Genomic DNA, 24,940 nt, shown 5'->3' with positions numbered 1-24,940 from the left:
GCCATGCTCGGCGGAGACCGGCCGGCGCTGCAGAGCGGCGACCAAATCGGCACACTTCTTGACGCCCTCGGCGCCGGCGGGGCGGTGGCCCGCGGCCGTGCCGAGGACCTGGTCCGGCAGGTGACAGACCTTTACGGTGCGGGACTGCAGCGGATCATGGAGATCCTGCAAGCTCATGGAAAGCTCGACGACGTCACTCTGGAAGCGTTGACCGCTGACAGCCTGGTGGCCGGCCTCCTGGTGATCCACGGGCTGCACCCCCATTCGCTGGAGGCCCGGGTGGCCGCGGCACTGGACAGCGTCCGGCCCTACCTTGGCTCCCACGGCGGCGACGTGGAGCTCGAAGGCATCAGTCCCGACGGCGTGGTGCGGCTCAAGCTGCTCGGCACCTGCCAAGGGTGCCCGTCGTCGTCCGTCACTCTCAAGTACGCCGTCGAGGAGGCCATCCAGAACGCCGCCCCCGAGGTGACGGCCATCGACGTCGTCGAAGCGGAAAAGCAGCCGGGCGCCCCGGCGCTGATTCCGGTGGACTCATTGCTGGTCCGGGTGAACAATCCGGCGGGCGGCACGCCCGCAGAATCCTGGCACGACATGTCCGGCGGCACGTGGGAACCGGTTCCGGAGATCGCCGGGCTCGAACCCGGCGAGGTGGCAGGCTTCCTGGTCGGCGGCTACGCGGTGCTGGCCTGCCGCACCGGGCAGGACATTTACGCCTACCGCGACTACTGCCCGCGCTGCACAGGCTCGATGGCCGGCGCCGTGCTGCAGCGTGCCCTCGCGGCACCGGTTGGCGGAGGCCTGCTCACCTGCCCCACCTGCCGCGGCCACTTTGACGTGCGGCGGGCGGGCACCTGCCTCGAGGACAAGGACCTGCACCTGGAGCCGCTTCCGCTGCTGGTCCGGAACGGAGTGATGTCCGTGGCGGTCCCGACGGTGTCCGCGCAGTCCGGGCCGTTGCCGGTTGCCCCGGCACCGGCAGCCCCGGCAGCCGTGACGCCGGTGCAGGCAATCCCGCTGGTGACACCGGCCGGGCTGGAACCCGTCCCGGCGGCGCCTGGACCGGAACCGGCGGCGGTTGGACCGAAACCGGAGGAGCCAGCCCCGGTCTCTGCGGCAGTGTCCGTGCAGTCGGCACCTGCGGCTGCCGTGCCTACGCCGGCGCCGACGCCTGGCATGGCCCCGGAACTCCAGGCAGCCGGCGGACAGGACCGCTGAGATGAACATGAAGAACGGAGGAGGTACAGGGCGCGGCCCGGGAACCGGCCAGGCCAGCGGCACCTTGCCGGTGGCCTTACTGCGGCGCATTTCCGCGAACCGGCCCGCTCCTGCCGCCGGGGAATGCTGCGAAATGTGCGGCGAACCGATTCCCGATGCACACCAGCACGTGGTGGACTTGGGGAGCCACGCAATGATGTGCACCTGCCGGCCCTGCTACCTCCTCTTCACCGATGCGACTGCCCATATGCGCTACCGCTCGGTGCCGGACCGATACCTCTCCTTCCCCGGCTTCGATCTCGGCCCTGGGCAGTGGGATGAACTGGAAATTCCGGTGGGCCTGGCGTTCTTCTTCCGCAGTTCCAAACTCGGCCGCACGGTGGCTTTCTATCCGGGCCCGGCCGGGGCCACGGAATCCGAACTGCCCCTCGACGCCTGGGACGGCGTGCTGGCCCGCAACCCGGCCCTCGGCCTCGCGGCGCCGGACACCGAGGCGCTGCTGATCCGCGGCCCGGGTCCGGGCAGGGCCGCCGCGGACTGCCACCTCGTTCCGGTGGACGCCTGCTACGAGCTGGTGGGCCGGCTGCGCCGCCTTTGGCGGGGGTTCGACGGCGGCCAGGAGGCACGCGATGAGCTCGCCTCCTTCTTCGACCGGGTCTCCCGGCGCAGCGTACCGGCGCCGGCCAATTCCGCCAGCGAAGCATCAGGCAGTACGGCGTCCGGCATCAATACGTCCGGCACGGGAGGCTTCCGGTGACTGAGCTTTCCTTCGCCGTGCTGGAGATCCGGCCGGAACCCTACGCCGCGGCCCCGCAGCTAACGGCCAGGCTGCAGCTGACGGAAAGCACCGGGGCCGTGGTGCACGCCTTGGCGCTGCGCTGCCAGGTCCGGATCCTGCCGCAGCGCCGCGGCTACACGCCGGAGGAGGAGACGGGCCTGCTGGACCTCTTCGGCGGCCGCGGACGCTGGCCCACCACGCTCAAGTCGTTCGTCTGGATGCAGTGCAGCACCATGGTCCAGGGTTTCACGGGCAGCACCGAGGCGGGCCTCCCGCTGCCCTGCACTTTTGATTTCGACGTGGCCGCCGCCAAATACCTGCATGCCCTGCACGACGGCGAGATACCGTTGGAGCTGCTGTTCTCCGGCACCGTGTTCACAAAAGGGCAGACCGGGTTCACCGTGGAACAGGTGCCGTGGGACCTCGAAGCGACGTACCGGTTGCCAGTCGCCGCCTGGCGCAGCCTGATGGACCAGTACTTCCCCAACGCCGGGTGGATCCGCCTGGACCGTGACGTCCTGGCAGCACTCGCCCGGTACAAGTCCGCCGCGGGGCTCACTTCGTGGGAAGCCGCGGTGGAGAAACTGCTGGCCCAGGCAGCCGCCGATGTGTCCGGGGACCGGCCATGAACACCAGCCTGGCCCTTGCCCGGGCCGTCGCCGACGCCGTCCTCTACGAGGGCTACCTGCTCTACCCCTACCGCGCCTCCGCCCAGAAGAACCAGGTCCGCTGGCAGTTCGGCATCCTAGGTCCGCCGGGCGCCGCCGAGGACGGCAGCGGGGAGGAACCGTCCATGTCCGCCGACTGCCTGCTTGCCCCCGGCGCCGAAGCCGGCCTTGAAATCCACTTCCGCTTCCTGCAGCTGCAGACGCGCACGGCAGAAAAAGCGGACGACGGCGGCGGGTACACTCCCGTGGACAGCCTCACCGTGGGCGGTGCGAGCTGGCTGAGCTGGGACGAGGCCGTCGAACAGGAAATGGCGTTCGGGCCGTTCTCCGTGGCCCAGCTCCGGGCCGGACAGGTCCTGCGTGTGGAGGTCTCGGAGGGACTGGACGTCGAGGAACTCAAGGACGACACGGGGAGGCCGGCCGGCCGGCTGGTGCGCCGCCGTCGTGCTCTCCGCGGTGAATTGCGGCTAAATGCCACCGAAGAGTCCGGCGGGCTGCTGCGGCTCAGCGTGAGCGCGGCCAACACGGCTCATCCACTGCCGGCCGGTCCCCCGCCGGCCGGGAACCGGCAGGACGCCACCGCGGCCTCCTTCATCGGGGCCCACGTGCTACTCGGCGTACGGGACGGGGATTTCGTATCGCTGCTGGACCCGCCGGCGTGGGCAGAGCATGCAGCCGGACCGTGTTCCCAGCACCGCTGTTGGCCTGTGCTGGCCGGCCCCGAAGGCCAGACTGACGTGCTGCTGATCTCGCCCATCATTCTTTACGACCATCCCGCCGTCGCCCCGGAAAGTTCGGTGGCACTGTACGACTCCACCGAGATCGACGAGATCCTCACGCTGCGGGTGCTGACGCTGACCGACGAGGAAAAGGCCGAGGCTCGGGCGACGGACCCGCGGGCCGCCGCCGTCATCGACCGCTGCGAGGCGATGTCACCGGAGGACCTCCAGCAGCTGCACGGCGCCCTGCGGAACCCGCACGCGTTCGCCGCGGATCCCGATGACTACGCCCCGGCTGAATCGTGGAGCACGGCCAGCCAGGACGTTCCATGGTGGAATCCGGAGGCGGAGGCCCGTGTCCGGCCGGACCAGGACGCCGTCGTGATCAACGGCGTCGCGGTGGCGCGCGGCAGCCGGGTGCGTGTGCACCCGAACCGGCGCGCCGACGCCCAGGACCTGTTCTTCGGCGGACAGACCGGGCGGGTCACCAGCGTGCATTTCGACGTCGACGGCAGCACCCACGTCGGGCTCGTCCTGGAGCAGGATCCGGCGGCCGATCTCCATGAAGGCTACGGCCGGTCCTTCTACTACGCGCCGGACGAACTGGAGCCGCTGGAGGGAAAGGAAAACCCGTAATGAAGGCAATAGGAATGGCCACTGTTTCTGTGCTGGCAGCGATGGCCCTCTGGGGCGTCTACGTCGGGATCCGCGCAGTTCCGGACATCCGGCGGTACATGAAAGTGCGGCGGATGTGACCGCCGCCAGCAGGGCCCGGACCGGCGCTGTGTCCGGCGAGCAAAGATCCGCCGCGGCAGGGGACGGCGAGCGCACCGGCGGCGTCCTCGTGGCCGGCGTAGGGAACCTGTTCCTGCACGACGACGGCTTCGGCCCCGAGGTGGCACGGCACCTCGCCGACCATCCGCAGCAGCCGCTGGCCCCCGGCGTCCGCGTGGTGGACTACGGCATCCGCGGCATGCATCTGGCCTACGATCTTCTGGCCGGCGTGGACACTCTGGTCCTCGTGGACACGGTCCCTGCGGACGGGAACTCGGCCCCGGGCAGCATCCGCGTGCTCCGGGTCAGCGCGACTGACCTGGATGGCAGGGCCATGCTCGATCCCCACGGCATGGACCCGGCGGCGGTGCTGGGCCGGCTTAGGTCCATGGGCGGCAGCCTGCCTGCCACATATGTGGTGGGTTGTGTCCCCGCAGACCTGTCCGAAGGCATTGGCCTCTCGGCGGCGGTGGCCGCCGCGGTGCCCAAGGCGGCAGCCGCCGTCGGGTCCCTGCTCGGCTGGCACTCTTCCACCCCAACCGGTTTTCCACTTTGAAATAGGGCGGTGTCCGTATATGTGCCTCGGAATACCCGGCAGGGTCGTTGAACTCCTCGAGGGGTACGGCGGCCAGCTCGCACTCGTCGATGTGGCAGGAGTGCAGCGGAAGATCAACATCGGGCTGCTGGATGAGGGGCCCCTGGAACCCGGCACCTGGGTCCTGATCCACATGGGCTTCGCGCTGGAACGCGTGGACGCCGCGGGCGCGGAACAGGCCATGGACGGACTGGAGCTGATGGGCCGCCCGGCGGACACGGGACCCGGATCCCAGCCGGCACAACCACCACAAGGAGAGCAGCATGTCACCCACGAACCAGCCTGACCCCGCCTCTGACCCCGCCGGCGAGGAAGCGGGAACGGGCGCCGCCCAGGGCACCGAAACGGGCGCCGCAGAGGGCACCGCGCCAGGGACAGCTCGGGCCTTTGGCAGCGAACCGCCGCTGAAGGAACCCGCCCAGCCGGGAGCGGACGAAACCCCTGAAGACGCGGCACCCGCTCCGGCCGACGTCGGCGTCAGCACCACCCGCCGGGGCGAGGACGTCATCAAGGAGGAGGGCACCGAACCGGGACGCGAGCACACGGGAACTGATGAATCTCCGGCCGGGCGCCCCACCGGGGAGTCGTCCGCCCGCGATGCGACGGCCGTCAAGACCCCTGAGCATCCCGACGGTGCGGCGCCGCAGTCACCGTAGGCGGCCGCCGTCGCTGTTCGCAGGGCTGCTGGCCGGGCGCTGCTGCCCGGAGCTAGTGTTCGAGCGCTATGGCTGCGCCGCGGTGTTCGACGCCGCTGTTGGCAATCCGGAGGTGCCGCGCCGTAAAGTGCTTGAGCTGCTGCAGCTGGTGGGTGGAGAGGCGGTCGCACACCCAATCCCAGTGCAGTGAGACGACGTCGCCTACGGCCAGCCCGGCCACGAATCCCGTCCCGTTCACGGCATACTTGGCTGACTCCACCACGGGTTCGCCGACGTCCAGGGCTGTGCCGTCCCATACCAGCGGCCGGGACCGAACGACGGCGTCGTCCCCGGAGATCGCAAGCACCTGCCCCCAGCGGATCCGGCACCTGTCCAACACGTTCAGCGCGGTGGCGTGCCTGCGCTCGTCGCGGAGCAGGCCCAGCCACGGGTAGATTTCGAACACGTGGAAACTGTGGTGCGGGACCCCGCCCGCCAGGACGCCCTCCACCAGATGCGGGAACTGCCGGCCGGTGCGCGCCCGGAACCTGTCCTCCATGGAATTGCCGAGGTTGGTGATGCCGACGGTATCCAGGAGGCTGTTGCCCACCCAGTAGGCCTCCACCACGCGGCCGTCCAGCGGATCGGCGATGCCGTGCGATCCGGCGATCAGTTCGAGGTAGGGCCAGGCGCCGGCAAAGCCCTTTGCAAGTTCGCGGAGCCCCTGGTCCGTGACGCCGGACTGCCCGTAGTGCAGCAGGGCGTCGCTGTCCGGCGGGCCGCAGCTGCCCCGTGAATTGGGCGGATAGGCATAGCGGACGAACAACTGGGCACCATCGATAACCATCCCGTGGCCACCTTCTGCGAGCGTCCTCTGAAAGTAGCACCGGGGCATGGCACGGACAAGGGACCGCGGGGACGGGCCGCGGGCCGGCAGGTCCGGGAAGCGAGACCGGCCCGTCATCGAACGCAGGAGAAAGCGTTGACAGCCCTGCCGCTGAAGCGGATGCTGTGAAGACCCACGCGCAGGGAGTCAACGATGACAGCTGCAGACCTGAACCGCCGCGCCGCCCTACAGGTGTTCGTTGCGGGCGGCTCCGCCGCCCTGCTGGCCGGATGCGGCGCATCCGGCACCGCCCCGCCGTCGTCCCCCGCGGGCAGCGCCAACAGCATCAGCCTCACGGACCAGCGCGGCCGGACCCTGTCCTTTGACCGGCCGGTGGCCCGGGTGGTGACCATCCCGATGCCGTCGGCGTCCCTGCTGGTCGCCGTCGACCGCAGTGCCGACCATCTCGCCGCCATGCACAACGCCTCCTGGGTGGCCATGCGCGACGGCATCATGGGCTCCATGTTTCCCGCCGCGCTGGACCTCCCGCACGACATCGCCACCCAGGACTTCACCGCCAATGTTGAAAGCATCCGGGCCCTCAACCCGGACGTGGTGGTCCAGTGGTCGGACGCGCAGCTCATCGAGCCGCTTGAGAAGGCGGGACTTCAGGTTCTGGGGCTGAAGAACTCCGGCACCCAGGAGGATGTGGACGCCTGGGTCGCCATGTTCGCCGCGATGCTCGGCAAGCCCGAACGTGCCACCGAGCTCAAGACCCGCAGCGACCGGGAGCTTGCCGAGGTCAAGTCCCTGGCGACCGGGCGCGCGTCCAAGGGCCCGAGCATCCTGTACTTCAACCGCTTCACCGGCGGGCTTAAGGTTGCCGGCGCCAACAGCTACAACGACTTCTACATCAGGCTGGTGGGCGGCTCCAACCCGCCAACAGGCAAGGACCCGCTGACCGGTTCCGGGATGGTGGGCGTGGACATCGAGCAGGTCCTGCGCTGGGACCCCGAGGTCATCCTGCTGGGCAACTTCGACGCCGCCTTGCCGCAGGACATCTACTCGGACCCCGTGTGGCAGCACGTGGCCGCGGTCCGCTCGAAGCGCGTGTACAAGGTACCGCTGGGCGGCTACCGCTGGGATCCGCCCGGGCAGGAGTCGGCGCTGATGTGGCACTGGCTGGGCGACATCGCCTTCCCGAGGCAGAGGTCGGCGGTGCGGAGCAAGGCTTCCGAGTACTTCAGGTTCCTGTACAACCACGAACTCACCGACGATGAGCTGGACAAGATTCTCCGGACCGCGGAGAACGGGCAGTCCGCCAACTACCGGCAGTTCAATGCTTGATGAGGCGGGTTCCCCGCGGCTAGGCAGGCGGCGGCCCGGCGGCCTGGGACCGGCGCAGCCGGCACTGCCACGGGCGGGCCCGGGCGGCGCTGTGAAACGGCAGGCAGGGGAACACACGCTTGGGAAACGAGAGACGGGAGAACGACGGCGGGAACCCGCCGTCGTCGTTCCCATTGCCCTCACTGCCTGCTTCCTTGCCGCAGTGGCAGTGCTGGCGCTGGCGGTGGGGCGGTACAGCGTGCCGCTGGACCACGTCGTCCAGATCCTGACCGCGCAGCTCGCCCCGGTCCCGGTTCAAGCCAGCGGCACCGAACAGAACGTGGTCCTGCTGGTGCGGGTGCCCCGGGTCCTGCTCGCGTTGCTGGTGGGCGGCGGCCTGGCGATTGGCGGGGCAGCGCTGCAGGCCATTTTCCGCAACCCCCTGGTCAGCCCCGAGATCATCGGCGTGTCTGCCGGCGCATCCTTCGGCGGAGCCCTTGCGCTGCTGCTCGGACTGGGTCCGCTCCTCCTGGTGGGCGGCTCCTTCATGTGCGGGCTGCTGGCACTCGGGACCCTGTTCCTGATCACCTCGGGCCGCGCTGGGACGCCGATGCTCATGATCGTGCTCGGCGGCGTGGTCACCGGGTCCTTCTTCTCGGCCCTGGTGGCATTGGTGACCTACATTGCGGATCCCAACACCACGCTGCCCGCCATCGTCTTCTGGCTGCTGGGCAGCGTATCCACGGCAACCTTTGCCAAAGTGGCGGTGGCCCTGATCCCTGTCCTTGGCGGGGCCGCCGTCCTCGTGGCCCTGCGCTGGCGGATCAACGTGCTGTCGCTCGGCGACGAGGACGCGGTCGCCCTGGGTGTGCGCCCGCGCCCACTCCGCTGGGTTGTGCTGGTGGCCGTAGCGCTGATCGTGGCCGGCGCGGTGGCGGTCAGCGGCGCCGTGAGCTGGGTGGGCCTGGTGATCCCGCACCTTGCCCGGATGTGGGTCGGACCGGACCACCGTGTCCTCCTGCCCGTCTCCTTCCTGCTGGGCGGCTCCTACATCGTTCTGGTGGATACCATCGCGCGCACCGCCACCGCCGGGGAGATCCCGCTCGGGGTCCTCACGGCCCTGATCGGCGCGCCCGTGTTCTTCCTGCTCCTGCGCCGGAACCGCGAGAAGGTCTGGGACAGTGCTTGAACTCGACGGCGTGGGCTTCGGCTACTCGCCCCGGGACTGGGTGTTCCGCGGCGTCAGCTTCCGGGTGCCGCCGGGGACCGCCACTGCCGTGTTGGGTCCCAACGGCAGCGGCAAGACCACCCTGGTGCGCTGTGCCGCCGGGTTGCTGGACCCGCAAGAGGGAACGGTCCGGCGCAGTGAGAGCGCCGGCTACGTCCCGCAGGCCCACGGCAGTGCCTTCGCCTACCGGGCGCTGGACATGGTCCTGATGGGGCGGGCCCGGCACGTGGGCGTGTTCCGGACACCGGGGGCATCCGACCACGAGGCAGCTCTGGAGGCGATGGAGCGGGTGGGCGCGGCCGGGCTGTGGGACCGGCGTTTCCCCACCCTCAGCGGGGGCGAGCAGCAGCTGATACTGATCGCCCGGGCCATCGCCGCCGGCTCACCCATCCTGGTGCTGGACGAGCCCGCCACCGGCCTGGACCTCAAGAACCAGGCACGTGTCCTGACTCTGCTGCGCGAACTGATGGCCGACGGCATGGCCCTGCTCCTGAGCACCCACCATCCCGACCACGCCCTGCACCTTGCCGACCGCGTGGTCCTGCTGGGCCGCTCGGGTGTGCGGACCGGCCACGCTTCGGAACTCCTGACCGACGCCGAACTCTCAGCCCTGTACGGTGTGCGCGTGAGCACCGTGGCCTATTCCGACGACGGCCACGGTGTCCCCAGCACGACGCCCCGCCGGACCATCGTGGTGCATTACGGCAGCTGACGCGTCCTCAGATCCTGTCGCTTCAATCCAAACGCGTCCTCACATCCCGTCGCCTCACCCCGAACCAGCCCTCACGTCCTGCCGCCTCAGGCCAAACCCTTCCTCAGGGGTGAGGAAGGGTTTGGAAGGAACCGACGAAAGGTGAGGACGCGTCCGGAAAAACGCGACGAAAGGTGAGGACGCGTCCGGAAAAACGCGACGAAAGGTGAGGAAGCGTCCGGGGCAGTGCGGGCTACCCGGTGTTCCGAAGGCCTGCTGCCACGCCGTTGACGGTGATGAGCATGGCCCGCTGCAGGCGCTCGTCAATCTCGCCTGCGGAAATGCTGGCACCTTCTGCCCGCACGCGGCGGAGCAGTTCCACCTGGAGGTAGCTGATCGGGTCGAGGTACTGGTCGCGGATTTCCAGGGACCGCTTGAGCGTGGGCTGGGCGTCCAGCAGTAGGTTCTCGCCGGTGAGGTTCTGGATCTCCGAGACGGTGAGCTCGTACTCTTCGCGGATGGCGCGGAAGAGGTGGTGCAGCTCAGCCGGGACCAGGGTGTCCACGTAGTATCCGGCGATCTCCATGTCCGTCTTGGCGAGGGTCATCTCCACGTTGGACAGCACCGAGCGGAAGAAGTGCCAGCCGTGCATCATCTCCACGAGCTGGGCGGAGTTCCCGGCTTCCCGTGCCGCCTTCAGCCCGGAGCCCACGCCAAACCAGCCCGGCACGATCTGCCGGGACTGGGTCCAGCCGAACACCCACGGTATGGCACGCAGGCCGCCCAGCCCGGCACCGGAATCCGGGCGCTTGGACGGGCGGGAACCGATGTTCAGCGAACCGAGCTGCTCCACCGGCGTCGAGGCCAGGAAGTACGCCGGCAGGTCCGGGTGGTCGATGAGGCTGCGGTACCGGGCGAACGCAGCCTCGGAGATGGTCTCCATGACGTGCCCGAACCGCTCGCGCTGGTCGTCCGAGGTGCGCGGCGTGCGGTGCAGCGCAGACCCCTGCAGCACCGCAGCGAGGGACAGCTCCAGGTTTTCCCGGGCAAGTTCCGGCAGGGAGTACTTGTCCGAGATGACCTCGCCCTGTTCAGTGAACTTGATTTCGCCCTCGAGGACGCCGTTCGGCTGCGCCATGATGGCGTCGTAAGTAGGTCCGCCGCCTCGGCCCACGGAACCGCCGCGGCCGTGGAACAGGCGCACGCGGACGCCGTGCTTGGAGGCGATGTCGCGGAGCTTCCTCTGCGTCTTGTGGATTTCCCACTGGCTGGTCATCACGCCGGATTCCTTGTTGGAGTCCGAGTAGCCGAGCATGACCTCCTGGACATCCCCGCGCAGCCGGACCAGCTCGCGGTAGGACGGGTCGGACAGCAGCTGGTCCACGATCTCCGCCGAGGCACGCAGCTCCTCAACGGTCTCCAGCAGCGGCGCGAAGCCAATCTTGGCGTACGGGGCGTCGCCGAAAATGCTGACGAGGCCGGCCTCGCGCGCCAGGACGGCAGCGGCCAGGACGTCGTCCGCGCCGCGGGTCATGGAGATGATGTAGGTTTCGATGACGTCCGGGCCGTACGTGCGCAGGGCGCGGCGGATCTCCCGGAAGACGTCGTACGTGCCGTCAGCGGCGCCGTCGAGCTTGATCGGGTGGCCGGACAGCGGACGCCGGGACGCGAGCTCGGCGCTCAGGACCTCGAGGCGCTCCTCGCGGGTCAGTTCGGCGTACCGGATTCCGGGACCGCCGAGGCGGTCCATGAGCTGGCCGACGGCGTCGTGGTGGTGGTCGGCGTGTTCGCGGATGTCGAGGGTGGCCAGGTGGAGGCCGAAGGAGGCGATGGCGCGGCGGACACGTGCCAGCGCGCCGTCCGCAGCAAGGGACGCCGAGTGGTTGCGCAGGGACATTTCCAGCAGTTCGAGTTCGGCGATGAGCTCCTCCGTGGAGGTGTAGTCACGCCCCGGCTGGTGCTTGGACCCCGCTGCCACCCGCTTGCCGGTGTTGATGAGCTTGGCCTTGATGCAGGTCAGCTTCAGCCGGTAGGGCTCCTGGGCATTGAGTTCCAGGATGCGGCGGTCCAGGCCGGGCAGCTTCGCGAGGTCGGCGTCGATCGAATCGAGGAGCGCCTGGTCCGCGCCGGCGAGGGCCGTGGAGTTGGACAGGACGGAGATGAGTTCGTCGATCATGGCAATGCTGATCCGGACCGCATGCTGGTTCTGCAGCTGCAGAATCTCGTGCGTGACGGCGGCGGTGACGTTGGGGTTGCCGTCTCGGTCACCGCCGATCCAGGAGCCGAACCGGATCGGGGCGTTCTGGGCCGGCAGTGTGACGCCGTGTTCGCCGAGGAGTTCCGAGAAATCCGTCAGCATCGCCGGCAGCGCGTCCGTCAGGATGCTGTCGAGGTAGTAGATGGCGTTGCGGGCCTCGTCCACCGGTGTCGGCCGGACCTGGCGCAGCTCGTCCGTCTGCCACATCTGGTCGATCATCTCCGACAGCTGCCGGTCCTGCCGGCGCCGGGCGCTGGTGCCCTCCTCGGTGGGCTGGGCCAGCACGTCCGAGAGCTTGCGGATCTTGTCGAGCACGGACCGGCGGGACGCCTCGGTGGGGTGCGCGGTGAAGATGGGGCGCACATCCAGCTCGTTGACCACCTCCTGCAGCACCGCCGGGCCGGCCTGCCCCGCGATGTCCTCGACGGCCTTGGCCAGCCAGCCGTCCTTCTCCTGCCGGGTGCGCAGCCCCCGGACCCGGTGGACCTGTTCGGCGGCGTTGGCGAGGTGGAAGTAGAAGGCGAAGGCGCGGACCAAGTCGGTCGCCTGCTCGAGCGGCAGGGAGGCGAGCAGCTCGCGGACCTGGGCAACGACGTCGTGCGCGCTCCAGGGGCCCGTGGCCTCCGCGCCGCCCCGGGCGGCCTCCTTGGATTCCTTGGTGAGCAGGCGCACCTGCTCCACCAGGTCGAGGAGTTCGGGGCCGTGCTGGCGGACCAGGGATTCGCCCAGCAGCGTGGAGACTCGGCGGACGTCGGCGCGGAGTTCGGCGGCGAGATCTGTTTCTGAATTCATTGCAGTGTCAGCCATGGAAACTATCTTTCGAGTGTTCGACTTGGCTCGTACACTGCGCTGGATACTGTGAGCCCGGTTACTGTTCCTATGGGATGTTACCCGCAGCCGGCCGGAGCCCGGGAATATGTCTCAGATGTTGTCCGGCCCTTGAACCGGAGCGGCCGGTGCCTGTAGAGGGGCCGCATGCAACCGGATCCGGCCCGAATACGGACCGTTCGCCTCCGGTCCGGGACCCGCGCTGGGCGCTTCATGCCGCTTTCGTTTCTGTTCTTCCCGCGCCGCCAGCGCCGCCGAATGGGTCGGTGTGCCGGTGGCCGGATCGAACCCCGCCAGGGCGCTGCCCAGCGTTCCCGCGGCACCCTTCGGATCGACGCCCCGCTTCTGCACAGCCATCCCCGCGAGGGTCAGCGCCGACACGATGGTAACGCAAACAAGCACCGTCAGAACAGCGTCCAAGGCCATACCCCAAGGCTACGCCTGCCGCGGCCCGGGGTTGACCCCTAAGCTGGCGAGGATGGCACACACCGTTGGAGGACACATGAGCACCGCAGCAGACGCCCAATTGGAGCGCTGGCTCCGCTTCCGCAAAGGCCGCAACACAGCACTCGCGGCCGAACACGGCTGGCTAACGCTCACATCGTTCCAGTGGCTGGAAAGCCAGCCGGCCGCCGTCGACCTCGTTCCCGGACTGTGGTCAGCGGACAGCACGACGGCGACGCTCACCGCTTCGGCGTCAGACGGGCTGACGCTCGTGGAGACCGGGAAGCCGGTGGACGGGACGGTCAGTGCGCAGCTCGCCGATGAGGAGTCGCTCATGTGGGTGCAGTTCGGCGGCGCGGACGGCCGGCAGGTCGTGGTGGAACTGGCGATGCGCGCGGACAGGTATGCGATCCGCACCCGGGATTCCGCGTCGCCGGTGTTCACCGAGTTCGACGGCGTGCCCACCTTCGATTACCGGCCCGACCTTGCCGTGGAGGCCAGGTTCGAGGCCTACCCGGAGCCCGTGGACGTGCCCATTTCCACGGCCAATCCGCTGGTGGACGGGGTGCACCGCAGCGTCGGCGAACTGGTGTTCCGGCTGCCCGGCAAGGACCACGAGTACCGGCTCCATGCCGAGGAGGAGAAGCTCGGCGCCCTGACAGTCACGTTCCACGACGAGACCAACGGCGACACGACTGACGAATGGCGCAAGGTCTCCACCGCGCGCCCGCGGCCGGACGGCTCCGTGGTTTTGGACTTCAACCGTGCCATCAACTACCCCAGCGCCTTCACGCCCTACGGCACGTGCCCGATGCCGGTGCGGAACAACAGCCTGGACGCGCGGATCGAAGCCGGGGAGAAGCAGCCCGCCTCCTAGGATTCCTCCTCAGCACCCCGTTCCCACGCGCGAACTGGCAGGTAATGCCCTCAAACCGGAGATCTGGGGTCATTAGCTGCCAGTTCGCGCTCCGCTCTGGGGCCGGAGCACCGTCAGGCGATCGCGGACACTCCGGTGACGGCACGACCCACGATCAGCGTGTTGATCTCGTACGAGCCCTCGTAGGTGTAAATGGCCTCGGCGTCGGCAAAGATCTTGGCCATCCGGTAGTCCGTGACGATGCCGTTGCCGCCCAGAATGGACCGGCCGATCGCCACTGTTTCGCGCATCCTCGCCGACGTGTACGACTTTGCCAGCGCCACCTGAGCCATGCCGGCGCCCCGCTCCTGCAGCTGCGCGGTCTCCTGCAGCTGCGCGATCCGGGCCATCATGCCCATGCTCGCGACGGCGTTGCCCAGCATGGACACCAGCTGCTGCTGGATGAGCTGGAACCTCGCCAGCGGACGGCCGAACTGCTGGCGTTCGACGGCGTACTGCCGGGCGACGTCGAACGCTGCCAGCTGCTGCCCCACGGCCTGCCACGCGACCATGATGCGGGAGCCGCGGAGCAGCTCGTTGGTGTCCTCGAAGCTGCTGATGCCCGCAAAGCGGTCGGCCTCGGCAACCCGCACGTTGTCGAAAACGATGTCGGCGTTCTGCACGGTGCGCAGCGCGATCTTGTTCTCGATCCGGCTGCGGCTCACCCCGGGCAGGCCGGCATCCACGACGAAGCCGCGGACCGCGCCGTCGGCCTCGTCCCGCGCCCACACCAGCATGTAGTCGCAGAACGTCCCGTTGCCGATCCACCGCTTGGCGCCGTTCAGCACCCAGCAGTCCCCGCTGTCGTCGGGCTCTCCAGTACGGCCCGATATCCGGCGCGCCCGCGTCTCCATGCCGCCGGCGACGTCGGAGCCGTGGTCCGGTTCGGTCAGGGCAAACGCGCCCGTGGTTCTCAGGTTCGAGGCGTCGTCGAGGTACCGGCCGCGCTGGTCCTCGGAGCCGAACCGGTAGAGCGATTCGACAAAGAGGTCGTGGTGGACCAGGAAAAACGTGGCGACCGACGTGTCCACGCGCGTCATCTCCGCAATCACCAGCCCGGCGAACAGGTGGCTGTAGCCGCGCTGGGCGGGGGTGCTCAGCTCCAGGGCGGCCAGCTTGGGCAGGATGTGCGCCGGAAATTCGGCCTTGTTCCACCAGTCCCCGGCGAACGGCGCGATCTCCGCGGCCAGGAACTCCCGCAGTTCGCCCAGCTTCCGCTGTTCGGAGGCGCTGAGCAGGGACTCGTAGCCAAAGAAGTCGGCGGTGGGCAGGGTGTCGACGGCGGGCGTCGCCTGCTTGGCCCCGTCAAGCTTGGCGGCGGTCACTTCGGTGCCGTTCACTTCGGGCCCATCCGGATGGCGCCGTCGAGGCGGATCGTTTCGCCGTTGAGCATGGCGTTCTCCACGATGTGCGCGGCGAGGTTGGCATACTCGGCGGGCCGGCCCAGGCGGGATGGGTGCGGCACCTGCCGGCCCAGTGACTCCTGCGCCTCCTGCGGCAGCCCGGCCATCATCGGGGTCTCGAAAATCCCGGGCGCGATGGTCACCACGCGGATGAGGGACCGGGCCAGTTCGCGGGCCAGGGGCAGGGTCATGGCGGCCACGCCACCCTTGGATGCAGCGTAAGCCGGCTGGCCGATCTGCCCGTCGAACGCGGCTACCGAGGCGGTGTTGATGATCACGCCGCGCTCCTCCCCGCCGAGCTCGGAGACAGCCGGCTCCGTGGCGGCCATCGCGGCGGCGGCCAGCCGGACCACGTTGAAGGTGCCCACCAGGTTGATCTGGATGACGCGTTGGAAGGTCTCCAGCGGCAGCACGCCGTCGCGGCCCAGGACCTTGCCCGGCGTGGCGATGCCGGCGCAGTTCACCACGATCCGCAGCGGTCCCAGCCCGACGGCGGCGTCCACAGCGGCCTGCACCTGATCCTCGCTGGTCACATCCGCCGGAACGAAAACCGCTTTGGGGGCTGCCACCTCGCGGCCTGAAGCGGTGCCCGCAGGGTTCCGCGGGCCGGCCGCATTCAGTTCGTCGGCGTACGCGGCGCCGGCCGAGGTGCCGAGGTCGGCAAGAACCACAGAGGCGCCGGCATCGAACAGCCGCCGGGCCGTGGCGGCGCCCAGGCCGGATGCACCGCCCGTGATGAGCGCGACGGAATCCTCGATTTCCATACATCCTCCTTGATGCGGAACAGGTCGATGCGGATCCGGTTCCGGCCGCGAACGTTAGTTAGTGCATGTTAACTGAAATGGGCGCCGGATGCACCCCGCGCCGCCCGGTTTTCGGCCGCCCGGGCCGCGCGGGTCGCCCGGCGGGCGGGTCGCCAGGCTGGCCGGTCGCCAGGTGGGCGGTTCGCTAGGCTGGCGGAATGATCCAGCCAGATGCTGACGCCACCCCGAATGCCGTCCCCGCCCCCGCAGCGGCCTGGGCAGAGCGGGCCGACGAGGCCGCACGGTCGGTAACCCATCTGTTCGGCCAGCGGCTGTTCTTCCTGCCCGGGACGCACATTGCGGCCACCGCCCGCCCCTCCGGCCACATCGAGAACCTGCGCCGCCCGTGGCACTACTGGTGGCAGGCGCATTATCTGGACTGCCTCGTGGACGCGGGCTTTCGCGAACTCGGGAGGGCGGGGCGGCCGCCGGAAAAGTACGACGGCGGCACTCGGCCCAGCGCCGGCCAGCTCGCCTCGCGGCTGGTCACCGGCATCAGGCTGCGGAATTTCCTGACGTTCGTGAACCATTATTACGACGACATGGCCTGGCTGGCACTGTCCACACTCCGCCTGGAGCGGCTGGCCGAGGAGAGCCGACAGCCCAGAACCCGGCGGCAGGAGAGGATCCGCAAGAGCCTGACCCTGCAGTTCGACTCGGCATCCACCGACGACCTGGGCGGCGGCACGTTCTGGAGCACCAAGCGGGACTTTAAGAACACCCCGGCCACGGCACCGGTAGCGCTCTACTATGCACGCACGGGCAACACCGCCAAGGCGCAGGCGCTGATCGACTGGCTGGATGCGCGGCTGTTCGACCCCACCCGGGGGCTCTACCTGGACGGCCTCCGGATCCGCAGCACCGGGGAGACCGTGCTGGAGGAGGCGATCTACACGTACAACCAGGGGCCTGTCCTGGGCGCCCTGCTGGAGCTCGGCGGCACCGCCAACTTGGAGCGCGCATCGACCGTGGTGCGGGCAGTGGCCGCGCACCTCACCCTGCCGGAGGCCGGCGGGACGAAGACCGGCAACAGCACAGAGGCCACCCCCGCGGCCAGCCCGGTCCTCCGCTGCGACAGCACCGGCGACGGCGGGCTGTTCACCGGCATCCTCAGCCGCTACCTGGCGCTGGCCGCGAACGACCAGCGGCTGCCGCAGGACGTCCGCGCCACCGCCGCCGGACTGGTCACCGGCACGGCCGGCGCCCTCTGGGCCGGCCGCCGGCTGATCGTCGCAGGCGAACCGCTGGCCCGGCACGGGCGGGCCGGCGGATCGTTGTTCTCCTTCGAACCCCGGCGGCCGGCGAGCGACACATATCCGCCGGGCGCCGCCGTCGAACTTTCCACCCAGCTTCAGGCCTGGATGGCCTTGGAGGCAGCGGCTGCAGTGGCAGCGGCGTCAGCAACAGCGGGCTCCGGACCAGGCGCCAATTAGGACACGCAACAGTGTCGTAATTGATGTGATCCTCATCACTTAAGGCCTCTGTCGCTTGGTGCTTAGGTTTGGCTAACCTACAGTTTTTCGAGTGAGCTTCACCTAACTTCCCCAGCTCACGCGGGCCTGGCCCACGAGACTTTTGCAGAAAGAAGCACCCCGATGAAGATCCGCATTAACGCGCTGGCCGGCATCGCGATCGCCGCCACCGCAGCCCTCGGCCTCTCCGCCTGTGGCTCCGGCACCTCCCCCGCTGCCTCGTCCTCCGCTGACGCCTCCAAGGGCGAGATCACGGTTTACAACGCGCAGCACGAAAGCCTCACCAAGGAATGGGCGGACGCCTTCACCGCGGAAACCGGCATCAAGGTGACGCTCCGCCAGGGTGACGACACCGAGATGTCCAACCAGATTGTCCAGGAAGGCGCAGCCTCACCGGCGGACGTCTTCCTCACGGAGAACTCCCCCGCAATGGCGCAGGTGGAGAACGCCGGCCTGTTCGCCGACGTCGACAAGGACACGGTGGCCCAGGTTCCGGCGGAGTTCCGCCCCAGCACCAACAAGTGGACCGGCATCGCCGCCCGCTCCACCGTCCTGGTTTACGACAAGAACAAGATCTCCGAGGACAAGCTGCCGAAGTCCATGCTGGACCTGGCCAAGCCGGAGTGGAAGGGCAAGTGGGCAGCCTCCCCGAGCGGCGCCGACTTCCAGGCCATCGTCTCCGCACTCGTTGAGCTCAAGGGCGAAGCCGCTGCCGAGGCATGGCTGAAGGGCATGAAGGAAAACTTCACCGCCTACAAGGGCAATAGCACCGCCATGAAGGCAGTGAACGCCGGCGAGGTTGATGCCGCGCTGATCTACCACTACTACTACTACGGCGACCAGGCGAAGACCGGCGAGAACTCCAAGAACGTCACGCCGTACTACTTCAAGAACCAGGACCCGGGCGCGTTCCTGTCCGTCTCCGGCGGCGGCGTGCTGAAGTCCTCGAAGAACGCCGAGAACGCCCAGGCCTTCCTGAAGTTCATCACCGGCAAGAAGGGCCAGGAAGTCCTGCAGAAGGGCACGTCCTTCGAGTACGCCATCGCTTCCGGCGTCCCCGCCAGCGAGAAGCTGGTTCCGATCAAGGAACTTCAGGCTCCCACCGTGGACCCCGCCAAGCTGAACTCCGAGAAGGTCACGGAACTGATGACCAAGGCAGGACTGCTCTAATTCCGTGACCACGCAAGTATCGGCACCGGAGACATCCGGAAGCACGACGACGGCGGGCCGGGGCAAGCGCCCCCGCCCGCCTTTCGGCGTTTCCGCGGTAGGCGTCATGGCGGTGCTGATCGCCCTGTTCGCACTCGTCCCCCTCGGCTACGTCGCGGTGATGACCGCAGCCACGGGCTGGGACACTGCCATTGAACTCATCGTGCGCCCGCGCGTCGGCGAGCTGCTGCTCAACACGGTGCTCCTGATCGCGCTCACGGTGCCGTTGTGCCTCATCCTGGGCGTGGGCGGCGCGTGGCTCGTGGAACGAACCACGCTGCGCGGACAGAAGGTGTGGGCGGTGCTGCTCGCGGCGCCGCTGGCCATCCCTGCCTTCGTCAACAGCTACGCGTGGGTTTCCGCTGTGCCGTCCCTGCACGGGCTGTTTTCCGGCGTGCTCATAGCCACGCTCTCCTACTTTCCGCTGGTCTACATTCCCGCAGCCGCAACGCTGAGCCGGCTGGATCCCGCCGTAGAGCAGTCGGCTGCGTCCCTCGGGCTGGGGGCCTGGCGGGCCTTTTTCCGTGTGGTCCTGCCGCAGCTCCGGATCGCGATGACCGGCGGCGGGCTGCTGGTGGCTCTGCACCTGCTGGCCGAGTACGGCGCCTTTGCGATGATCCGCTTCGACACGTTCACCACGGCCATCATGGTGCAGTACCAGTCCACGTTCAACGGCGCCGCAGGCACCATGCTGGCCAGCGTGCTGGTGTTCTTCTGCCTCCTCCTGCTCCTGGTCGAGGTGCGCAGCCGCGGCACCGCCCGGTACGCCCGCGTGGGCTCCGGCGCGCAGGCCAAGGCCCTGCGCCTGCCGCTTCACGCCTACCAGGTTCCGGCCCAGCTGGCCCTGCTCGGCCTGACCCTGCTTGCCTTCGGGCTGCCGCTGCTGTTCGTGCTGCGCTGGATCATTGCCGGCGGCGCTGACATCTGGGCGGCCGACGAATTCGTTCCGGCGCTGTGGCAGACCCTGCTGTACGGGCTGGCCGGCGCCGGAGCCACCACTGTTGTCGCCTTCCCCATGGCGTACCTGGCCGTTCGGCATGCCAGCTGGTTCAGCAAGGCCCTCGAACTTTCCAACTACGTCACCAGCTCCATGCCAGGCATCGTGGTGGCCCTGGCCTTCGTCACCGTCAGCATCCGGCTGGTCCCGGGCGTCTACCAGACGGCGGGCGTCCTGGTGGCCGCCTACATCCTGCTGTTCCTGCCGCGCGCCCTGGTCAACATCCGTGCCGGCCTGGCCCAGGCACCCAAGGAGCTGGATGAGGCGGCCCAGGCCCTGGGAACACCGCCGCTGCTGTCCTTCATCCGGGTGACGCTCCGGCTCACCGCACCCGCTGCGGCCGGCGGGGCGGCGCTCGTCTTCCTCGGCATCGCCAACGAGCTGACCGCCACACTGCTGCTCTCCCCCAACGGGACGAGGACCCTGGCCACCGAGTTCTGGAGCAAGAGCAGCGAAATCGACTACGCAGGCGCCGCGCCGTACGCCCTGCTCATGATCGTGATCTCGGCGCCCATGACCTATTTGCTCTTCCAGCAGTCCAAGAAAGTAGCGGGACAGTGACCGAACAATCCCCGTCCAGGCTTCCGGAACCGCGGATCTCACGGTCCGTGGCGCCAAGCACCAACAGCCACCTGGAGATCGACTCCGTCACCAAGAACTTCGGCTCGCAGGCCGTCCTCAAGGGCGTGAACCTGTCCGTGGCCAAGGGCGGAACCACCGCGATCGTGGGCCCGTCGGGTTCCGGCAAAACCACCCTGCTCCGGCTGATCGCCGGCTTTGAACACCCGGGCACCGGCAGCATCTCGCTGAACGGTTCCCCGGTGGCTGGCGACGGCGTGTGGAAGCCGGCACACAAGCGCCACGTCGGCTACGTGGCCCAGGACGGCGCCCTGTTCCCCCACCTGACCGTGGGGCAGAACATCGCGTTCGGACTCAATGCCGCAAAGCTCGACGGCGGCCGCCGCGCCGTTAACGCCCGGGTCAACGAACTCCTCGAGATGGTGTCGCTGGACACGGCCATGGCCAAGCGCCGGCCGCACCAGCTCTCCGGCGGCCAGCAGCAGCGCGTCGCCCTGGCCCGGGCGCTCGCCCGGGAACCCGAACTCATGCTGCTGGATGAGCCATTCTCCGCCCTGGACGCCGGACTGCGGGTGGCCACGCGGCGTGCTGTGGCCAAAGTCCTCAACGAGGCCGGGGTGACCACCATCCTGGTCACCCACGACCAGGCCGAGGCGCTGTCCTTCGCAGACCAGGTAGCGGTGATGCGGGGCGGCAAGCTGGCGCAGATCGGCAACCCTTTCGTGGTCTACACGCGGCCGGCGGACCGCGCCACGGCCGAATTCCTGGGCGACGCCGTGATCCTCGATGCCTGGATGGAGGGGTCGCTGGCCACCTGCTCGCTGGGCGGGATCCCTGTCCGGCGCCCGCCCGCACAGGGCCGCGTCCAGCTCATGCTGCGTCCCGAGCAGATTCGCATTGCCGAGGACGGGCCTATCCGCGGCGTGGTGGTGGATACCGACTACTTCGGCCCCGAGACCACCGTGCGGCTCAAGCTCGCCGTGCCGCCTAAGCTGGCCGGCGCCATGCCCGACCACCGCTACCCCGGCGGCGGTGAAGTAATTACCATCCGGCACTGGAACGCGTCCATCGCCCAGCCGGGCACGGAACTCTGCCTGCGCGTGGTGGGCGAAGCGGTGGCGTTCCCGCTCGAGTCCGCCTGACGTTCCGCTGAGTTTTCTGCTGGCGTGCCACCTTGGCGCGCCGCTCGTTCTTGCGCGCCGCTGCGCCTAATCTCTTCCGACCAGCGCGTCTAGCGTGCCGTCAGCACCGTGGCCAGCGGCGTGTACTTGAACGACTTCAGCGTCAGCTTCCCGCCGGCGGTCGCGGCGCTGACCGCCGGCTGCCCGGACCGCGGCAGCACCACCGACGTCAGGGTCTGCTCCCCGCCGTTCACGAAGACCTCCACCGAAGAGTAATCCACCCAAATGGACAGCTCCACGATGCCGTTCCGGGGCGGGCTCTGGGCGCTCCTCCGGTCGGTAAAGAGCGGGCCCAGGGCCTCAGCGCCGGGCACCACTGCCGCCCGGCTCACCCAGGCCGTGCCTGGCTCGAAGTTGTAGCCCACCGTGGCATAGTCCGCGCCGCCACTGCCAAGCTTCAGCAGGGCCTCAATGCCGTCGTCGCCCGGTGCACGTTCCAGGGTCACATCCAGCCGGTAGGCGCCGCCTGCGGGCGCGGGAAGCTCGCCTGCGCCCTCCCGGGTCAGCGCCCTGCTGCCTGCCGTCTTGGCTTCGCCGTCCAGTGCGGACAGGGCGGGAGTGGGGGTGGAGACCAGCGTAGGCCGCCCCTGCACGGCCTTCAGCCGGATGTCCCGCACGATGGAGTCAGCGCCGCCCTGCCAGTCCGTGGTGGGCAGTTGCCGGGCGTACGTCCAGTTGTTCATCCAGCCGATGGCGTGGCGGGACGCCATCCGTTCGTTTTCCGGGAGCCGGGGATCGTCCCAGGTGACGGCGGCATAGAAGTCGGAGCCGGCGTCGAGCCACTGGTGTTTGTCATCTGCGGGGGTGAACGTGGTTCCGTCAAAGGTCCCGGTCCAGTAGGCCACGCCGGTGGTCCGGCCTTCCGCGGTGCCGTTCGCGCTGGCGGCCAAGACCCAGGTGCGTTTGGCGGGGTCGCCGTCGAGGTCCAGCTGGAAGAGGTCGGGGCATTCGAGGATTCCGAGGCCCTTCCGCTCAAAGCCGGACACGTAATGCCAGTCCTTAAGGTCCTTTGAGGAGTACAGGCCGATCTTCTCCCCCTCGGCCAATGCCATGACCCACTGTCCGCGGGCCTCGTCACGGATGATTTTGGGATCGCGCCAGTGCTGGGCGCCGGGGTTCTCCATGACCGGGTTCCCGTCGGCGGCCTTGAAGGTGTAGCCCTTGTCCGTGGAGTAGAACAGGGACTGCCGCTGCACGCCTTTGTCCTGTTGGGTCAGAACGGCGACGACGGCACCCTTGCCGAAGCCGGCGGTGTTGTCCTGGTCCACCACGGCGCTGCCGGTCTCAATGTCCCCGAGGCCGTTCTTGAACTTCCCGATGGCAACGCCCTCGTCCTTCCAGTGCACCAGGTCGGTGCTGGTGACGTGGAACCATTCGGTGCCGTTCCCCTCGGGGTGGTCCGCGTTGTAGAGGTAGTAGTAGTGCCACACCCCATCCAGCAGGAATGGCCGCTGCGGGTCGTTCATCCACTCTTTGGCAGGGGTGAGGTGGTAGGAGGGCCGGAACTGCGAGGCGCCCTCCGGCCTGCTGAACGATTTTGGAGCTTCGCTCTGGGCGCCGCTGCTTTGGGGTCCCGCACCGCCGGGCGTTCCGCCGTCGCCCGAACGCCCCGCCAGGCCGATCACCGCAGCCGCGGCCAGCACCAGAGCCAGGACCACTGCCGCCGCAATCCACCGCCCGCGTGGGCTCAGCGTGCGTAGGGAATACCGCTGCATGTTCGCCGTTCGTGTTGGGAGTCGGCCTCAATTTTAGCGCGGACGGCCTTTTCGATCCGGCTACCTGGTTTCGACAGGCTCAACCAGCGGAACGAAGCACCAGGCTCAACCCGCTGCATTCTGCGCCGGGCGCTTCTTCTGCGGATAAGGCGTCTCGCCGCGAGCCAGCATCTCGACAAATCCGGCGATCTTCCGCTCCCGGGTGGAGGCCTGCTTGACCGAATTGGTCCGGTAGATCAGCGCGTAGCGGTTCACCGAGGTCAGCACATCGAACATGGCCTGCGCCTCGGGCACAGCGGCGATGGCGGCGGCCAGATCCGCCGGGACCTCCGCCGTCGCCTGTCCCGAATAGGCGGCCTCCCAGCGGCCGTCCGCTTTGGCGGCGTCGACGGCGGCGCGGCCCGGAACTGTCATCTTCCCTTCCGCCTCAAGGCGGGCCACGTGGCCGACGTTCCGTTCCGACCAGGGGCTCTTGGCACCCCGGCGGGTCATGCGCTGGAGGTAGCTGTCGCCGTCGCGCTTCTTGACTTGGCCGTCGATCCAGCCGAAGCACAGCGCCTCGTCCAGGGCGGCGTCGTAGTCCAGTTGGGTGACGTTGCCGCCCTTCTTGTGCAGGACGAGCCAGACGCCGGGGCTGTCGCTGTGGTGGGATTCCAGCCAAGTCCGCCACGCGGCGGCGTCAGGCACCAGCAGTTCCTCGAGTTCCACACCCATGCGCCTATTCTGCCTTCAGTGCCCCCGGATTCAACCCAGCGCCTCCGGATTCAACCCGGTGCCACGCGATTCAAGACGTGGCATCATGGCCATGTCGGCGCCGTTTTCGAAGATCCTGGTGTTTCGAGTTCGAGGAGAGAGCATGCTTCGTGTCCGCCCCATCCACTTCACGTCCCGGGTTGAACCCTGGGAGCGGCTCCTCACCGACCTGGGGATGATCAAGTCCACCGATGAGGGCTCCTGGCGGGAGTACGACGCCGGGGCGGGGCGGCTGGCGCTGCACCAGGCCGATCGGGGCGCGGCGGAGGACGGCGTCACGCATTTCGGCGTGGAGGTCGGTGACCTCGAGGAGTTTGCCCGGCGCACCAACCAATCCGGCGCGGAATCGGACACCTCCTCCGCCGAGCTTGTCCGGGCGGACCACGGCGACTCCTGCCGGATCACGGGTGCGGACGGCTTCAGCTTCTTCGCCGACAAAGCCGCCCACGGGGCCCTCTGCGCGGATGCGGATCCGGCGCTGGCCGTGGTGGAGGTCTGGTTCAGCGAGGATGTGACAGCCGCCGCCCAGGCGCTGCGGGACATCGGCGCGCGTTTCCGGCCGGTCCCCGACGACGACGAAACCGCCGACTTCACGGCCAAGAACGGCGGTGTCCTGATGGCCCGGCCAGGTACCGGCGCGGCGCACGCAGGACTGGGGTTCGAGTACGCCGGCGACCTAAGCGCCCTGCAGGACCGACTCACTGCCGCAGGACACGACGTTACGCTGACCGAGGAGGCCTTCGGACGCACCCTGCATGTGCCTCACCCGGACAATGACGGCGCGGCAGCCCAGCGGGCACCGCTCTGGATCTCCGTCCGGCGCCCGTCGTAGCCCCGCTCCCCTACCCGCGGCGCTCGTCGTCGGGCGGCAAATCGAGGGGTGAAATCTCGTCGCTTTGCCTGCCTCTAAACGGTGGAATCTCACGCC

At 68.7% G+C, this 24,940-nt stretch carries 24 protein-coding genes; 17 read left to right on the top strand and 7 right to left on the bottom strand.

Features of this window, described 5'->3' with window-relative positions:
• Nucleotides 1–3 precede the first annotated feature (3 nt).
• The 8 genes from G9E11_RS20850 to G9E11_RS07845 are packed head-to-tail and all read left to right on the top strand — an operon-like array spanning nt 4 to nt 5,405.
• The gene (locus G9E11_RS20850; protein WP_246468817.1) at nt 4–1,215 is read left to right on the top strand and encodes a NifU family protein; all 1,212 of its coding nucleotides are present in this window, start codon (nt 4–6) and stop codon (nt 1,213–1,215) included.
• 1 nt (nt 1,216) lies between these two features.
• A complete protein-coding gene (locus G9E11_RS07870; RefSeq protein ID WP_203219246.1) occupies nt 1,217–1,972 on the top strand; it encodes a DUF5947 family protein in 756 nt (251 codons plus the stop codon).
• Nucleotides 1,969–2,622 carry a DUF6084 family protein gene (locus tag G9E11_RS07865; RefSeq protein ID WP_190604537.1) on the top strand — a complete coding sequence of 218 codons (654 nt, stop codon included), beginning with the start codon at nt 1,969–1,971 and terminating at the stop codon, nt 2,620–2,622. The genes G9E11_RS07870 and G9E11_RS07865 overlap by 4 nt, the downstream gene beginning before the upstream one ends.
• The gene (locus G9E11_RS07860; RefSeq protein ID WP_190604535.1) at nt 2,619–4,016 is read left to right on the top strand and encodes a phage tail assembly protein; all 1,398 of its coding nucleotides are present in this window, start codon (nt 2,619–2,621) and stop codon (nt 4,014–4,016) included. The genes G9E11_RS07865 and G9E11_RS07860 overlap by 4 nt, the downstream gene beginning before the upstream one ends.
• A gap of 14 nt (nt 4,017–4,030) precedes the next feature.
• Nucleotides 4,031–4,135, top strand: a complete 105-nt coding sequence (locus G9E11_RS21625) for a DUF6893 family small protein (protein WP_414635178.1) — start codon at nt 4,031–4,033, stop codon at nt 4,133–4,135.
• The gene (locus G9E11_RS07855; protein WP_311764320.1) at nt 4,132–4,710 is read left to right on the top strand and encodes a hydrogenase maturation protease; all 579 of its coding nucleotides are present in this window, start codon (nt 4,132–4,134) and stop codon (nt 4,708–4,710) included. Before G9E11_RS21625 ends, G9E11_RS07855 begins: the two co-directional genes overlap by 4 nt.
• A 19-nt stretch (nt 4,711–4,729) precedes the next feature.
• Entirely contained in the window at nt 4,730–5,035 is a 306-nt protein-coding gene (locus G9E11_RS07850) for a HypC/HybG/HupF family hydrogenase formation chaperone (RefSeq protein ID WP_190604533.1), read from the top strand.
• Nucleotides 5,013–5,405 carry a hypothetical protein gene (locus tag G9E11_RS07845; RefSeq protein ID WP_190604531.1) on the top strand — a complete coding sequence of 131 codons (393 nt, stop codon included), beginning with the start codon at nt 5,013–5,015 and terminating at the stop codon, nt 5,403–5,405. Before G9E11_RS07850 ends, G9E11_RS07845 begins: the two co-directional genes overlap by 23 nt.
• A 52-nt stretch (nt 5,406–5,457) precedes the next feature.
• Here the strand turns inward: G9E11_RS07845 and G9E11_RS07840 are convergent, their stop codons facing one another.
• Complete coding sequence (locus G9E11_RS07840) at nt 5,458–6,231, bottom strand: DUF6390 family protein (RefSeq protein WP_190604529.1); 774 nt, start codon at nt 6,229–6,231, stop codon at nt 5,458–5,460.
• Between the two features lie 192 nt (nt 6,232–6,423).
• Between G9E11_RS07840 and G9E11_RS07835 the strand changes: the two genes are divergently transcribed.
• From G9E11_RS07835 to G9E11_RS07825, 3 genes are all read left to right on the top strand, one after another.
• Complete coding sequence (locus G9E11_RS07835) at nt 6,424–7,557, top strand: ABC transporter substrate-binding protein (RefSeq protein WP_190604527.1); 1,134 nt, start codon at nt 6,424–6,426, stop codon at nt 7,555–7,557.
• Nucleotides 7,558–7,648: 91 nt separating this feature from the next.
• Nucleotides 7,649–8,725: a FecCD family ABC transporter permease gene (locus tag G9E11_RS07830; RefSeq protein WP_311764319.1), complete on the top strand. Its 1,077-nt coding sequence runs from the start codon at nt 7,649–7,651 to the stop codon at nt 8,723–8,725.
• Nucleotides 8,718–9,476, top strand: coding sequence for an ABC transporter ATP-binding protein (locus tag G9E11_RS07825; protein WP_190604526.1), 759 nt, complete (start codon nt 8,718–8,720; stop codon nt 9,474–9,476). Before G9E11_RS07830 ends, G9E11_RS07825 begins: the two co-directional genes overlap by 8 nt.
• Before the next feature lie 232 nt (nt 9,477–9,708).
• Here the strand turns inward: G9E11_RS07825 and ppc are convergent, their stop codons facing one another.
• Both ppc and G9E11_RS07815 read right to left on the bottom strand, forming a co-directional pair.
• The gene (gene ppc / locus G9E11_RS07820; protein ID WP_190604524.1) at nt 9,709–12,519 is read right to left on the bottom strand and encodes a phosphoenolpyruvate carboxylase; all 2,811 of its coding nucleotides are present in this window, start codon (nt 12,517–12,519) and stop codon (nt 9,709–9,711) included.
• Nucleotides 12,520–12,633: 114 nt separating this feature from the next.
• The gene (locus tag G9E11_RS07815; protein ID WP_190604522.1) at nt 12,634–12,966 is read right to left on the bottom strand and encodes a hypothetical protein; all 333 of its coding nucleotides are present in this window, start codon (nt 12,964–12,966) and stop codon (nt 12,634–12,636) included.
• A 76-nt stretch (nt 12,967–13,042) separates the two neighbouring features.
• Between G9E11_RS07815 and G9E11_RS07810 the strand changes: the two genes are divergently transcribed.
• A complete protein-coding gene (locus tag G9E11_RS07810) occupies nt 13,043–13,861 on the top strand; it encodes a DUF1684 domain-containing protein (protein WP_190604521.1) in 819 nt (272 codons plus the stop codon).
• Nucleotides 13,862–13,974: 113 nt separating this feature from the next.
• On the opposite strand, the gene G9E11_RS07805 is transcribed toward G9E11_RS07810, so the two are convergent.
• Both G9E11_RS07805 and G9E11_RS07800 read right to left on the bottom strand, forming a co-directional pair.
• Entirely contained in the window at nt 13,975–15,225 is a 1,251-nt protein-coding gene (locus tag G9E11_RS07805) for an acyl-CoA dehydrogenase family protein (protein ID WP_190605878.1), read from the bottom strand.
• An 11-nt stretch (nt 15,226–15,236) separates the two neighbouring features.
• Nucleotides 15,237–16,067 carry an SDR family NAD(P)-dependent oxidoreductase gene (locus G9E11_RS07800; RefSeq protein WP_190604519.1) on the bottom strand — a complete coding sequence of 277 codons (831 nt, stop codon included), beginning with the start codon at nt 16,065–16,067 and terminating at the stop codon, nt 15,237–15,239.
• Between the two features lie 197 nt (nt 16,068–16,264).
• Here G9E11_RS07800 and G9E11_RS07795 point away from each other — a divergent pair, with 197 nt between their 5' ends.
• From G9E11_RS07795 to G9E11_RS07780, 4 genes are all read left to right on the top strand, one after another.
• Nucleotides 16,265–17,539: a glycoside hydrolase family 76 protein gene (locus G9E11_RS07795; RefSeq protein ID WP_190604517.1), complete on the top strand. Its 1,275-nt coding sequence runs from the start codon at nt 16,265–16,267 to the stop codon at nt 17,537–17,539.
• Between the two features lie 162 nt (nt 17,540–17,701).
• Nucleotides 17,702–18,748 carry an iron ABC transporter substrate-binding protein gene (locus tag G9E11_RS07790; RefSeq protein WP_190604515.1) on the top strand — a complete coding sequence of 349 codons (1,047 nt, stop codon included), beginning with the start codon at nt 17,702–17,704 and terminating at the stop codon, nt 18,746–18,748.
• A gap of 4 nt (nt 18,749–18,752) precedes the next feature.
• Complete coding sequence (locus G9E11_RS07785) at nt 18,753–20,345, top strand: ABC transporter permease (protein ID WP_190604513.1); 1,593 nt, start codon at nt 18,753–18,755, stop codon at nt 20,343–20,345.
• Nucleotides 20,342–21,505 (top strand): ABC transporter ATP-binding protein, encoded by a 1,164-nt coding sequence (locus G9E11_RS07780; RefSeq protein WP_190604511.1) that lies wholly within the window; start codon nt 20,342–20,344, stop codon nt 21,503–21,505. Before G9E11_RS07785 ends, G9E11_RS07780 begins: the two co-directional genes overlap by 4 nt.
• Nucleotides 21,506–21,594: 89 nt before the next feature.
• Here G9E11_RS07780 and G9E11_RS07775 read toward each other — a convergent pair whose 3' ends face one another.
• A complete protein-coding gene (locus tag G9E11_RS07775) occupies nt 21,595–23,259 on the bottom strand; it encodes a glycoside hydrolase family 32 protein (RefSeq protein ID WP_190604509.1) in 1,665 nt (554 codons plus the stop codon).
• A gap of 105 nt (nt 23,260–23,364) precedes the next feature.
• A complete protein-coding gene (locus G9E11_RS07770; protein ID WP_190604507.1) occupies nt 23,365–23,973 on the bottom strand; it encodes a YdeI/OmpD-associated family protein in 609 nt (202 codons plus the stop codon).
• Nucleotides 23,974–24,115: 142 nt separating this feature from the next.
• Between G9E11_RS07770 and G9E11_RS07765 the strand changes: the two genes are divergently transcribed.
• On the top strand, nt 24,116–24,844 hold the full coding sequence (locus G9E11_RS07765; RefSeq protein ID WP_190604505.1) for a VOC family protein: 729 nt from the start codon (nt 24,116–24,118) through the stop codon (nt 24,842–24,844).
• The last annotated feature ends 96 nt before the right edge of the window (nt 24,845–24,940 follow it).

The sequence above is a fragment of the Arthrobacter ipis genome (genome assembly GCF_014694315.1).
Lineage (GTDB): Bacteria > Actinomycetota > Actinomycetes > Actinomycetales > Micrococcaceae > Arthrobacter > Arthrobacter ipis.
The sequence above is the reverse complement of the archived record's forward strand: the minus strand, read 5'-3'. Positions and strand labels throughout refer to the sequence as shown.